Here is a 12,410-nt window from a genome sequence, read left to right as displayed (position 1 = left end):
GTTCGTCCTGAGCCAGGATCAAACTCTCCAAAAAAGAGTATGAGTTTAGCTCATAATTTAAAACGTTGGCTCATGATCTTCTATTATAGAAGCCATGATCATTTATTGTTTGTTGACGCTTGTTTGTTTAGTTTTCAAAGAGCAATTTTATTACTCAATCGCTTCAGAAGCGACTTTCATAATATATCATGCAGCCAACTTGATGTCAACCACATTTTTTAGTTTTTTTCACTGCCGTTCATCGTGTTTTCGATTAGGTCAGCAGCGACGTTTATTAATATAACAAGATAATATAATTGCGTCAACCATTTTTACAAAAAAATTTTCGGCTAGATAAATTCATATGTATTCAGCTTTTATATGCACTTTTTTTAGCTGGCATATATTTTAAGCACTCCTTTGGAGGTGCCACCCTTTTAAAAAGTGAAAACAGGATTTGGTATCTCTCCCTCATCGACCTTTTTACCACATGATCGATTCGGTCATCCTTCAGGTCAAACAGGATTTCATCCATTTCCCGTTTAATAAGGTATTCGAGCTCTTTGCGTTCTTTTTCATTGATCAGAACCCCAAGCATATATACACTCCTGTTCATATTTCTCATAGTGATTGTAGTCTTGTCCTATTTAATGATTTTTATAATCTGATTTTTATTATCATATCTTTTAAAGTCATGAATAAAAATTAGACAAGGAGTGCATTGGACGAGGTGGTGAGAAAAGTGAATTTCTTTTATGTTTTAAACGCCAAATCAATTAAACAGATTTTGATCATCATGATTGCTGCTTTTTTTACAGCATGGTTCCTTTACATGGAGAACATGGTTCAGCTCCCTGCTTTTTCAGCGAAGAATGAGCCAAAGGCTATTTATAAGGGTGAAAAGGATCTGGCCCTGACATTCAATATTGGCTGGGGTGATGAAAAGGCAGAACCGATCCTTAATATCCTGAAGAAGGAAAAGGCAGAAGGCGTCACATTCTTTCTTTCAGGCTCCTGGGCTGAAAGGCATCCTGACCTTGTGAGCAGGATGGTGAAAGATGGCTACGAAATTGGTATGCTCGGTTATGATTACAAGGATTATACTGAGCTTGAAGATGACAAAATCCGCCGTGACATCATGAAAGCACAGGAAGCTTTCAAGAAGCTGAATGTGAAAAACATCGAATTGCTCAGGGCACCTACCGGCCACTTCGATCAGCGGACTTTAAAAATCGCTGAGAGGCTGGGCTACACAGTAGTACATTGGAGCCTTGACACAAAAGACTGGACGAATCCTGGAACGGCAGTGATTGTTGAAAATGCTTCTAAGGCTAAGAAGGGCGATATCATCCTGATGCATGCTTCTGACTCTGCAAAGCAAACAGCTGAGGCTTTGCCGCTTATATTAAAAGATCTCCGGTCAAAGAACCTGAAAATGATCACAGTATCTGAAATGATCGCTAACGGGGATTCGAAGTCGTCTGAAATAAAATAACCGTCCAATTAAGCGTTGGACGGTTTTTTTTGTGCTTTTTTATTTGTACGGGCCGTTTTCTGGAGCGCCTGGCGTTCCTCTAGTGATTTTTGATTTAACTTATGCAATACAAGGAGCTGATAAGCATTGCATGCCAGTAACGGAAACAGCATGAGGTACACCCAGTTCTCCTCATTCACTCTTAGGACAGGCACCCATTCGATCACTGTGACGACAATCATGAAAAATAAAGCTGGAATAAAGGCCTCTTTATTGGTTTGTCTGGATTTGGCGGCTGCTGTAAGAAGACCCGCTGCCAAAACGATTAATGCTAATCCAATATATGGAGCTACACTTTCCCCTTTTTCAGCAAACACATCATATCGCAGATACACGAGATCGAAAAGTACAAAAGCAATCAGAAAAAGCTGTACAGCATTCCACAAAGAATGTGATTTAAAGATTCCAAGGCCAAAGCGGTGGATTGTCAGATAAGCAAAAAAGCCCATTTGGCTAAGTATGCTAAAAATAAGACCTACTCCCATAAGCCATACTAATATTGATAGGAATTCAATTATACTGAAATCACTTAAAAGCTGCTGGAATTCACCCCAGCGGACGATAAATCCAACCACACCTGTTGTAATGGCTCCTACAGCAAGCGTGTTAAGAAACAACTTTACCCAATTACGGCTAGTCACTTATTTTTCCCCCATATAAAAATTAACTTCAATACTGATTGTACCAATGCCATTATGAAAAATCCAGGCATGGTTTAACGTATAACAATTTGTCATATAACTCATTCTAAGATTAGGGCTGTCTATTTGTGAAAGGGGAAAATGAATATGAAGAACATCATGAAGCTTGTACTCCCCGCAACCTTTTTACTTTTGGCTGCTGGCTGTGCTCCAACAGAGACAGGCGGGGGACAGGTTGATTACGAAGAAACAAAGAAGATGGTAGTCGACATCCTTAAAACTGATGATGGCAAAAAAGCCATTCAGGAAGTGATGGGCGACGATGGTATGAAGGAAAAGTTAATTATGGACCAGCCGGTCGTCACTGATACAATTGAAAAAACGCTGACCTCGGAAAAAGGGATGGAGTTTTGGAAAAAATCCTTTGAAGACCCTAAATTTGCGGAAAGCATTGCAAAAAGCATGAAAAAAGAAAATGAAAAGCTGTTAAAGGACTTAATGAAGGACCCTGAATACAAAGGCATGATGATTGAGGTCATGAAGGATCCAGAATTGGAAAAGGAACTGACCACAGTCCTGAAAAGCAAGGAATACCGTGAGCATTTACAAAAAGTGATGTCAGAAACATTCGAGAGCCCTCTCTTCAAAGCCAAACTGCAGGCCCTGATTATTAAAGCAGCTGAGGAAATCCCTACTCAGAAACAAGGCAGCGATGAAGGCGGCGGCGGTTCCGGCGGCGGAGACTCCGGCGGTGGCAGCGGCGGCGGCGGAAGTTCAGGCGGACAATAATAAAGAAAAGCGGAAGCGTCTTGGTCAGCCCCGGCAAGCGCTGGAGCTGGACAGTTTAGGAAGATTATATACTCTATTTTAAAGTACAAAAGCCTCTCCCAATCCGGGAGAGGCTCTTATGTTTATTTTTCAAGCATGTGGACAACTTCCTGGGCAATGTTTGTATAAATTGCGCCAATCTGATCATCTTCCTGGTAAATCGATGGTGCGAAGTCTTCCTCATTCCAGGTAGGCTGACCCAATGGCAATTTGCCAAGCAGTTTTGTATTAAGCTCATCTGCTAATTTTTCTCCGCCGCCCTGGCCAAAGACATATTCTTTCTCCTCTGTCAGCTTGCTTTCGAAGTAAGACATGTTTTCAATTACACCAAGAATTTCATGTTCAGTTCTTAAAGCCATCGCTCCGGCACGTGCGGCAACAAATGCAGCTGTAGGGTGCGGCGTCGTAACGATGATTTCTTTACATGAAGGCAGCATCGTGTGGACATCCAACGCTACATCTCCTGTTCCAGGAGGCAAATCAAGCAATAGGTAATCCAGTTCGCCCCACTCCACCTCGTTGAAGAAGCTGTTCAGCATTTTCCCGAGCATCGGTCCACGCCAGATGATCGGTGCATTGTCTTCCACAAAGAAGCCCATCGAAATGACCTTGACGCCATGCCTTTCTACAGGAATGATTCTTTCTCCCCTTACAACAGGGCGTTTTGTAATACCCATCATGTCCGGAACGCTGAAGCCGTAGATGTCTGCATCAACCAGTCCAACTTTTTTGCCCAGGCGAGCAAGTGAAACAGCCAAATTGACAGAAACGGTTGATTTCCCTACTCCGCCTTTTCCTGAGGCAATCGCAATGAAAGTCGTTTTGCTATTAGGGGAAAGCAGCCCTTCTTCTTCTGGAGCCGCTGTTTGGAACTTGGACAGTACTTCTGCAGGCAGCTCAGAGAACCTTAAGCCGACTGTTTCTGCACCTGCTTCTTTTAAAAGATTGACGATTTGCGATTGCAGCTGCAGCTGTTCAGCTGTACCTGTCTTGGCAATCGCCATTTTAACGCTTACATGGCGCTTCTCTTCTTTGATTTTAATTTCTTCGATTGCATTTATCTCTTCGAGTGTTTTATGTAAAAATGGTTCCTTAAGGTCTTTTAACAATTCACGTACCTTAGCTTCAGTCAACATAATGACACCCTCCTCTGTAATTTTTCAATCCTCTTACAGTATACCACATGAGAATAATTCTTAAGTGTTAAACCTATCACACATTTCTGAAAGATTATTTTAAAACGCTCTCCATTCCCAAACAAAAAAGAAGGATCACCGACCCTTCTTTTTAATTATTCCAGAATTTCTGCTCGTTTGTGAAGTACCTTAGTATCCCTTCATAAATAGAGGCAGCTACTTTTTCCTGATATGCCTCCTGCTTGAGATTTGCTTCTTCTTCAGGATTGGAAAGGAAGCCTATTTCAACCAGCACCCCAGGTTTATTAGTATGTTTCAGCAAATAAATGCTATTGGCTGGCTTGGCACTGCGGTCGGTATTTTCCAGGTTCCTTCGTAATTCATCCTGGATCAATTTAGCCGCCCGTTTGTTGTCTTTAAAATTAGTCGAGTAGAACGTTTGGGCACCTTTCCACCTAGGAGAAGGAATAGCATTCAGGTGGATGGTAGCGAAAAAATCCGCCTCTGATTCGTTGATTAAATCCAGCCGCCTTTTCAAGTCCTGGACCTTCCGTTTGCTGTAACCCTTCAGGCCTGTATCGGCGAGGTCTACATCTGTTTCTCGAGTCATGATGACAAGTGCGCCTTGCTGCTGAAGGTAGTCCCTTAATTTCAAGGTGACGTTTAAGGCGATATCCTTCTCGAAGGCATCCTCTTCCCCAGCTCCCGGGTCGACTCCGCCATGGCCAGGATCCAGGTAAATAATCCTCCCTGATAACGGCAGGTTCCAGGATTCCCAGGAATCATGTTCTGTAAAATCATACTGCAATATGAGAAACAGCACAGCAAGGCCGGCTGCAAACATGATTATTTTTAATCTTTTCAGCATTTCTAAACCATCCTTCCCAGCTAGTCCCTGTTACTACACTATATGGGACAGGTCAATGGTTTAGAACCGCGGCCAGGCTAATGCAGCCTAAGTTTGTATTTCTTTTCTCCCTTCATGAACCCTTCTCTCCACCAGCTGTCAACGTACTGCTCGCACAAGTAATAAAGCTCCTCTGATCCGGTGCCTTCCTCGCCCTTCCCCCAGAACAGGAAAAAGTTGTATAAGGTATCAATTAAATGCCTTGCATCTTTTTCACAACGGGGCTTAACTGCTTCGATCGGCTCTCCGAAATAACCGAAGCGGCCAAATTTTGCTCCTAGCAGATAGGCCTCAATCGCCACATCATAGCAAGCTTCCTCTATCCCGGAGTTCATCACAAGGTTGGAAGTAAGTTTAGTTGAGCCAAAATATTGTTTCACCCTGTCCTGCAGGATGTTGATCGATAGTTCACGGAGCATTGAGCGCTCATATTTCACTTGCTTCTGTTTTCGTTTATCTACAAAAGTCGTTACGACGTTCAAAGTATTCTCACCCCTTAAGAAGTAGTGTTCAACCTTCCGTGTGGTGTAATGCAACATACTCTGACGTTTCCATTTCCAGTTTTCACAATGCTTTACTGAATAACATGCCCTAATCAGGAAATGGGACAAAGGACAACCTTCGCATTCTTCCTGAATGAATAAAATAACCAAGGAAAATTATTCGGAGGTGCATACATTGTCTGATTACCGAGTATTAATCGGCAGTCCAGTCCACAGGAAACCTGCCATCCTAAAGGAATTTCTGACCTATTTACCCCAGATTGATTCCGACGGACTGGACATTGATTATTTTTTCATTGACGACAACAGCGATGAGGAATCATCCAATCTGCTAAACCAATTCGCCGAGACACAAAAGGGAGTAACAATCCTGCCGGCAAAATCAAATGAACAGTTCATGAGCGACCATAAAGGCACTCACATATGGAACAGCAGCCTTGTCTGGAAGGTTGCCGATTTTAAAAATAAGATCATCCAGCACGCCCTTGATTTTGAGTATGACTATTTATTCTTCATTGATTCTGACATCCTGCTTCACCCCAAAACCATTATTCGTTTGATTGAGACCCAGAAGGATATCATTTCAGAGGTTTTTTGGACAGATTTTGGTGGGACAGGGCAGGAGCTCCCTCAAGTTTGGCTGCAGGATGAGTACAATTTTTATTATAAGGATATGGAGGCTCCTTCAGTGGATGACATCCACAGGACAATAACCAACTTTCTCAGCAGCCTGAAAATTCCTGGTGTTTACGAAGTTGGCGGCCTGGGAGCCTGTACATTAATATCAAAAAAAGCCCTCGAAAAAGGCGTGAATTTCAGCAGGATCAAAAACCTATCCTTTGCGGGGGAGGACAGGCATTTCTGTGTAAGGGCTGCCGCGTTAGGGCTTGGCCTTTATGTAGATACCCATTATCCTGCGTTTCATATTTATCGGGATTCGGATTTAAGCAGGATTCCAGGATTCCTTGCGTCAATTGATAAACCAAAACCAAAAACCCACTACATCAGATACTTCAAGAGCAGCTACAATAAATTAACCTTATCGATGGTATTGAGAAATGAGGCGGAAAATTATTTGCGAGAAGTATTAACGGAGGTTAGGCAGTATATAGATGAAGCCGTCATAATCGATGACGGCAGTACAGATAATAGTGCGGATATCTGCCGAGAAGTACTTGAAGGAATTCCTGTTCATATCATAAAGAACTCTGCATCCAAATTCTCCAATGAAATAGAGTTAAGGAAACAGCAATGGGAAGAAACAATTAAAACGAATCCGGATTGGATCTTAAATTTAGATGCAGATGAAATATTCGAAAAGAAATTTAAATCACAAGTCAAAACATTAATTAATCAAACTGATTTTGATGTAATCAGTTTTCGCTTATATGATTTTTGGGATATGAACCATTACCGTGAAGATGATTTTTGGTGTGCCCATAGTAAGTATCGGCCCTTTTTATTAAGGTATCAGAAGGATTTCCCTTATACTTGGAATAATATGGCCCAGCACTGCGGCCGGTTTCCAAGTAATATCTACTTACAGCCAAATACTTTATCTACCCTTAGACTGAAGCATTTGGGCTGGGCTAATCCCGCGAGGAGGAAAGCAAAATTTGAAAGGTATATTGATTTAGACCCAGAATTCAAATTCGGATCAAAGGAACAAGTCTTATCGATTCTGGATGAAAATCCTCATCTGGTCGAATGGAAAGAGGATGAGTGATTTTCTCTTAAAAAGTGAGAAACGAGACACTGAAATAAACAGTGCCTCGTTTTTTATGCTTTAATTTATTTGGTTTTTAAGATATGCTGCCAAGTTCAATTGACCCATTTTTTCAGCAATAGAAGAAAACCTTTCTGCACCTATTTTTGTCCGCAGCTTTTGGCTATCTTTAAAAGCCTTGAAATAATGCATGGCTGCCAATTTTTCGTTTCCGAACTCATAATAGATATTACCGAGGTCTTCGTTAATAGCTTCATCTTTTGCCAGTAATTCTTGTGCCAATTCTACTGCTTTTTCCATTTCGCCTATTTTACAGTATGCATACATTTTTATATAGTTCGGTCCTTTGTCTTGCATTAATTCACCGATCTGGTTATCGTGTAATTCTGCTGAAAGAACTTTAACCATCCGTTCATAATCATTCCACTCAAGATAAAGCTTCAACTGCGTTGATAAGCAGAGGTTTTTAAAGTTTTGATTCTCGAACAATTTTCTCGCTTTATCTATCTCTCCTAATTCATGATATATTTCTGCTTTCAGGATATCCAACAGCGGGAAAGCCCCATTAAAGCCTTCATACTGTTTTAGAATTGCCGAGAGTATTTGCCCTTTTGTTTGTGAAGCGTCGATTTCCCCGCTGAGTACAGCTATTATTTCATCTGCCTTGGTACTCCATGTATGATTGTTTAAATAATCCAAATCCCTTATAACATCTTTATTACTTAATGCTTTTTCAATCATGATGGTAAACTCATCAGCTGTTCCTGCTAAGTTACAATATGGCTTACCAACCAATTCAGGCAGCGGCGTAGAAATTGTCTGTATGCCTGCAGCCAGATATTCAAAGTACTTGATTGGGTTAGTATTGATAATTAATTCATTGATTTTAAATGGGATAATACCAGCATCAAAGTGCTGCATAAATGCTGGCACCATTGTATATTCTACAGGACCAATTAAATAAATGTTCGGCTCCTGTTTAAGCATAGTTACATCAGTATAAATCTTCCCGACTATAACAAAACTCATTTCCGGGTTCTGTCTCGCTACATTCACAATTAATTCTTGATCAAACCAGCTGGCCACTGCTCCCACATACCCAATTATAGGTCCCGCTAAATTTGCTAATTGTACTGGTTTGTCACGCGGCTGAATAAAATCTTCATAATTCACTGCATTGGGAATTAGAAAACAAGACTTAACGCTTCTTGCCTTATGAACAAATAAAGTGTTAGAAGTGACAATAACTCCATCCACAATCTCCAACAACCTTTTTTCATCCAAATAAAGCTGTCTTGTCTCTGGATCGCTTGTTCTCTCATCAACACAATCATAAAAGATCTTCGCATCATTTTTTATATGTTCCAGTTCTTTTACAGACTCTGCAAAATACGTAAGAACCGTCGTATCTTCTTTTCTATAAAAACGAATAAATTCCCTAATATATTGATCCCTGACTAATAACGAATTGCCAAAAGGATCAACTAAAGTATCTATACGATCAACCACCATTACTCCCTGGCATTCTTTACCCTGTAATAATTTTTTGATAAATAAATTTGCTGGCAATCCATGATCCTTTAAATTCCACCCTACCCTCATAACCTTAGGAAGCCCATTCAAAAATACAACAATCTTTCCTTTTTTAGCCATCTCTACAGCTAATTGCTGCGGCCTTTGCCACAAGTCTTCATGGAAATGAACAGAAGACAGCATTAATATGGTCTCTATCTTTTTTTCTTCGCGAATATCAAGATAATAACTTTTCTCTTTTTCTTTCTTAACTGGTTCTGCCTTTAAGACCGATACCAATAAATATCCGTCGACTTCAGCCTGTTCATTTATACTCAATTGAGTGAACCAGTTTTCAAAGGCTGCTTTTACAAGGTGTGATTCTGGTAAAAAAGAAAAGAAGTCAAGGCTTTCTTTAAAACCAATGGAATACTCATCTAATAAAAAAAGACCCAATTCCTCCCCTATGTCCTTTAGCGTATAAATCGGCAGCTCCTGTCCATAGCTCCATTGATCTGTTTTCTCCATGTACCATTTTCCAAGACGATATAATAAACATTTAGCATTAGGGTTAATAGTAATAAGCATGCCATCAGACTTTAATATCCGTTTCATTTCAGTCAGAGAAGAGAAAAGCTGATTCTTGTCAAAATGCTCTAGCACACCAGAATTCCATACAATGTCATAGCTATTATCAGGGATTTCGGCCATATTCATAATATCACCTATTATAAAATCAGCCTTGAGACCATGGTTATCAAACCTGGTCCTGGATTGTTCAATCGCAATCTCGGAAAAGTCTAATAAAGTTACATCTGCCCCCTCCGAAGCCAGCCTTAAACTAATTCTTCCAGTCCCTGATCCTGCTTCCAATATTCTTTTTCCTCTTATATCACCCGCCTCTTTAATGAGCGTCTCATAAATAATCTGGGAACTGCTATCCCATTCAGAAAACTCCTTTTCTCCCCATAATTGATCCCATATTTTTTTCTGGAACATCTTAGCCTCTCCCCTACACTGATTGCTCTGCCAAACCCAGGTTTTGAGAAGGTTGCAAAAACATTTGCACTCTCCTAATAAAGGCATACCAACTTTTCTCGGGCATATCTCCCCTAACATTAGCCGGTCTGTGTATCTCCTTCTTTAAAAAGGCCTGCTTTATATTTTATATAAAGCAATAGCTTCTTAATGATTGGATGTGATGGTTTAAATGCAGCTGCTTTTTTCAAATAATACAAAGCTTCTTTAACATTTCCCTGTGTTAAATACATAGTCGCCAGCTCTGTCGCGGGAATGAATCCCCACATATCATCAGCGATATAGCCAAGGTCTTCATTCGGCTTTTCCAGGTTTAATGCTACCTGGAACCAGGAAATAGCTGTTGTAGTCTTGCCTTGCTCCTTGTAAAAGTAAGCAATCTTGCAGATGATTTCAGCTCGCGGAGGGATATATTCAAAGCTTCGAAGGAGGGATTTAATGGCATTTTCATTGTCATTCAATTCCCTATAGCAATGATGAAGGTCTTGGAATGCAGTCAGATAAAATGACGTAGATTTTTCTTCATCTTTTACGAGGAATTCATTAAACGCAGCAGCCGCTTCTTTAAACCTTTTGTTCGCAGTAAGCTCGCGGCCATAATAATATAGCTGCCTTGAGTTCAATTCGCCTTTTGTTTCGAGGACATTCTCCAGGATGTTCAGATTTCGGTCCGATATCCGATTTTCCCTCTGCCCATGTGTCACGGCAATATCAGAATAGAGGATTTTATGGCCGTAATCGAATTTCACATATTCATGGACCGGTTCAACCCAGGGATAATTCCGGGTTTTCTTTACTAATCGTTCACGCCTGAACTGGACCTTTGGAATACCATCGGCATCAACACCAAGATTGTAATTCATGATCACGACATCTGTTTCAGGATCCAATGTGTTTTTTAATTCGCGGAATTTATGACGATCTGCAGGAAGGAGCACATCGTCCGCATCAAGCCACATCAAATAATCCTTCGTCCCTTTTGAAAAAGCGAAGTTCCTCGCCTCAGCAAAATCCTTCACCCATTCAAAATCGTATATCAAGTCCGTGTATTTTCTGGCAATTTCCTTCGTTTTATCATCAGAGCCAGTATCGACAATAACAATCTCGTCCACTAGATCCTTCACACTATCCAGGCATTTCCCCAGCATCTTTTCCTCATTTTTCACAATCATGCAAAGACTAATGCTTATCAATAGAACCACCTCTCCTTGGTCATCCTTATATATATACGCAAAGCAAAAGCTTTCGTGTAAAGCAAGAGCCCATCCTGGGGATGGGCTCTTACCTGTTTTAGGAGAAATTAGCTGCTTTAGGCGTTATAGATTTTAAGGATTTATTGGACTAACTTGCAGCAATGTTCCGCAGAGTGTCGGTGTAGCACAATTTCCAAACAGCGGTGTAAGTTCAGCGTGTCTAAAAGTAGTTTCAGGTAAGTTCTGAGTTACGAATCCATACATACCCGGTAAAAGATTTAAGAACTGAACTTCAACATTTCTGTTATTACCTGGATTGTTCTGACCAGTACTTAAATCAATAACACTGCAAGGAGGTACTTCTATTGTTCGAGCTCCTATACATACTCTTTGACCTGCCGCATCAAAGGTAAATACTCTTATGGTCACCGTCCTAGCAGTGGTCGTATTATTTAGTACTTTTATTAATACCCTATTGGCTGAAGTAGATAAAAACGGACCCGTCGTGAAATCGATTGAACCGACTCCAAAGAAGCTAATAATCTCGCGTATTTCAGATTTAATTTCTTGCAATCCAAATGATGGGTTGAAAATCGCACTTTCAATTGCCGCTACCTCTGATTTGATTTCTTCAAGACCGAAGCTTGGATTAGTTAGAATGCTTTCAATATTCGCTACTTCTGATTTGATTTCCTCGAGACCGAAAGATGGGCTGAAGATTATGCTCTCAATCGCTGCAATTTCTGATTTAATCTCTTCTAGGCCAAAGCTCGGATTTGTTAGGATACTCTCAATATTGGCTACCTCTGATTTAATTTCCTCCAGGCCAAAGCTTGGATTTGTCAGGATGCTTTCAATGTTCGCTACTTCTGATTTAATCTCTTCCAGACCGAACGATGGGTTGAAGATCGCGCTCTCAATCGCGGCTACCTCAGATTTGATTTCTTCCAGGCCGAAGCTTGGGTTGGTCAGGATGCTTTCGATGTTGATGAATGTCAGGCCGGCCAGGATGCTTTCAATATTCGCTACTTCTGACTTGATCTCTTCTAGACCGAACGATGGATTGAAGATGGCACTCTCGATCGCTGCTACTTCTGACTTGATTTCCTCCAGGCCGAAGCTTGGATTTGTCAGGATGCTTTCGATGTTAGCCACTTCTGATTTAATCTCTTCCAGACCGAACGATGGGTTGAAGATCGCGCTCTCAATGGCTGCGACTTCTGATTTGATTTCCTCTAGACCAAACGATGGGTTGAAGATCGCACTTTCGATTGCTGCTACCTCTGACTTGATTTCTTCCAGGCCGAAACTTGGATTTGTCAGGATACTTTCGATATTTGCTACTTCTGATTTGATCTCTTCTAATCCAAACGATGGGTTGAAGATCGCACTCTCGATCGCTGCTACCTCTGA

12 protein-coding genes are annotated in these 12,410 nt (G+C 40.9%); 4 read left to right on the top strand and 8 right to left on the bottom strand.

Going from position 1 to position 12,410, the window contains the following annotated elements; translation table 11 throughout:
* Nucleotides 1-222, top strand: a 222-nt coding sequence (locus AC3EBE_RS12595) for a hypothetical protein (RefSeq protein ID WP_488595386.1), incomplete at its 5' end; no start/stop codon positions are given.
* Between the two features lie 127 nt (nt 223-349).
* On the opposite strand, the gene AC3EBE_RS12590 is transcribed toward AC3EBE_RS12595, so the two are convergent.
* Entirely contained in the window at nt 350-577 is a 228-nt protein-coding gene (locus AC3EBE_RS12590; protein ID WP_488595385.1) for a hypothetical protein, read from the bottom strand.
* A 144-nt stretch (nt 578-721) separates the two neighbouring features.
* On the opposite strand from AC3EBE_RS12590, the gene pdaB reads away from it, so the two are divergent.
* On the top strand, nt 722-1,474 hold the full coding sequence (gene pdaB, locus AC3EBE_RS12585; RefSeq protein ID WP_488595384.1) for a polysaccharide deacetylase family sporulation protein PdaB: 753 nt from the start codon (nt 722-724) through the stop codon (nt 1,472-1,474).
* Nucleotides 1,475-1,482: 8 nt separating this feature from the next.
* On the opposite strand, the gene AC3EBE_RS12580 is transcribed toward pdaB, so the two are convergent.
* Nucleotides 1,483-2,154: a KinB-signaling pathway activation protein gene (locus AC3EBE_RS12580; protein ID WP_488595383.1), complete on the bottom strand. Its 672-nt coding sequence runs from the start codon at nt 2,152-2,154 to the stop codon at nt 1,483-1,485.
* A gap of 147 nt (nt 2,155-2,301) precedes the next feature.
* On the opposite strand from AC3EBE_RS12580, the gene gerD reads away from it, so the two are divergent.
* On the top strand, nt 2,302-2,943 hold the full coding sequence (gene gerD, locus AC3EBE_RS12575; RefSeq protein ID WP_488595382.1) for a spore germination lipoprotein GerD: 642 nt from the start codon (nt 2,302-2,304) through the stop codon (nt 2,941-2,943).
* Between the two features lie 122 nt (nt 2,944-3,065).
* On the opposite strand, the gene AC3EBE_RS12570 is transcribed toward gerD, so the two are convergent.
* From AC3EBE_RS12570 to AC3EBE_RS12560, 3 genes are all read right to left on the bottom strand, one after another.
* Nucleotides 3,066-4,118, bottom strand: a complete 1,053-nt coding sequence (locus tag AC3EBE_RS12570) for an Mrp/NBP35 family ATP-binding protein (protein WP_488595381.1) — start codon at nt 4,116-4,118, stop codon at nt 3,066-3,068.
* Between the two features lie 151 nt (nt 4,119-4,269).
* On the bottom strand, nt 4,270-4,986 hold the full coding sequence (cwlD, locus tag AC3EBE_RS12565; protein WP_488595380.1) for an N-acetylmuramoyl-L-alanine amidase CwlD: 717 nt from the start codon (nt 4,984-4,986) through the stop codon (nt 4,270-4,272).
* A 77-nt stretch (nt 4,987-5,063) separates the two neighbouring features.
* A complete protein-coding gene (locus AC3EBE_RS12560) occupies nt 5,064-5,507 on the bottom strand; it encodes a YbaK family protein (protein ID WP_488595379.1) in 444 nt (147 codons plus the stop codon).
* 187 nt (nt 5,508-5,694) lie between these two features.
* Here AC3EBE_RS12560 and AC3EBE_RS12555 point away from each other — a divergent pair, with 187 nt between their 5' ends.
* The gene (locus AC3EBE_RS12555) at nt 5,695-7,254 is read left to right on the top strand and encodes a glycosyltransferase family 2 protein (protein ID WP_488595387.1); all 1,560 of its coding nucleotides are present in this window, start codon (nt 5,695-5,697) and stop codon (nt 7,252-7,254) included.
* A gap of 60 nt (nt 7,255-7,314) precedes the next feature.
* Here the strand turns inward: AC3EBE_RS12555 and AC3EBE_RS12550 are convergent, their stop codons facing one another.
* The 3 genes from AC3EBE_RS12550 to AC3EBE_RS12540 all read right to left on the bottom strand — a co-directional run.
* Nucleotides 7,315-9,765 carry a methyltransferase domain-containing protein gene (locus AC3EBE_RS12550; protein ID WP_488595378.1) on the bottom strand — a complete coding sequence of 817 codons (2,451 nt, stop codon included), beginning with the start codon at nt 9,763-9,765 and terminating at the stop codon, nt 7,315-7,317.
* A gap of 119 nt (nt 9,766-9,884) precedes the next feature.
* On the bottom strand, nt 9,885-10,997 hold the full coding sequence (locus tag AC3EBE_RS12545) for a tetratricopeptide repeat-containing glycosyltransferase family 2 protein (protein ID WP_488595377.1): 1,113 nt from the start codon (nt 10,995-10,997) through the stop codon (nt 9,885-9,887).
* Between the two features lie 132 nt (nt 10,998-11,129).
* On the bottom strand, nt 11,130-12,410 hold a 1,281-nt coding region (locus AC3EBE_RS12540; protein WP_488595376.1), incomplete at its 5' end, for a hypothetical protein.

This window comes from Mesobacillus sp., from assembly GCF_057785455.1.
The sequence above is the reverse complement of the archived record's forward strand: the minus strand, read 5'-3'. Positions and strand labels throughout refer to the sequence as shown.

Coding starts and splice junctions, on each gene's coding strand:
- cwlD (WP_488595380.1), bottom strand. CDS start 4,986: ATGCTGAAAAGATTAAAAATAATCATGTTTGCAGCCGGCCTTGCTGTG.
- gerD (WP_488595382.1), top strand. CDS start 2,302: ATGAAGAACATCATGAAGCTTGTACTCCCCGCAACCTTTTTACTTTTG.
- AC3EBE_RS12570 (WP_488595381.1), bottom strand. CDS start 4,118: ATGTTGACTGAAGCTAAGGTACGTGAATTGTTAAAAGACCTTAAGGAA.
- AC3EBE_RS12590 (WP_488595385.1), bottom strand. CDS start 577: ATGCTTGGGGTTCTGATCAATGAAAAAGAACGCAAAGAGCTCGAATAC.
- AC3EBE_RS12550 (WP_488595378.1), bottom strand. CDS start 9,765: ATGTTCCAGAAAAAAATATGGGATCAATTATGGGGAGAAAAGGAGTTT.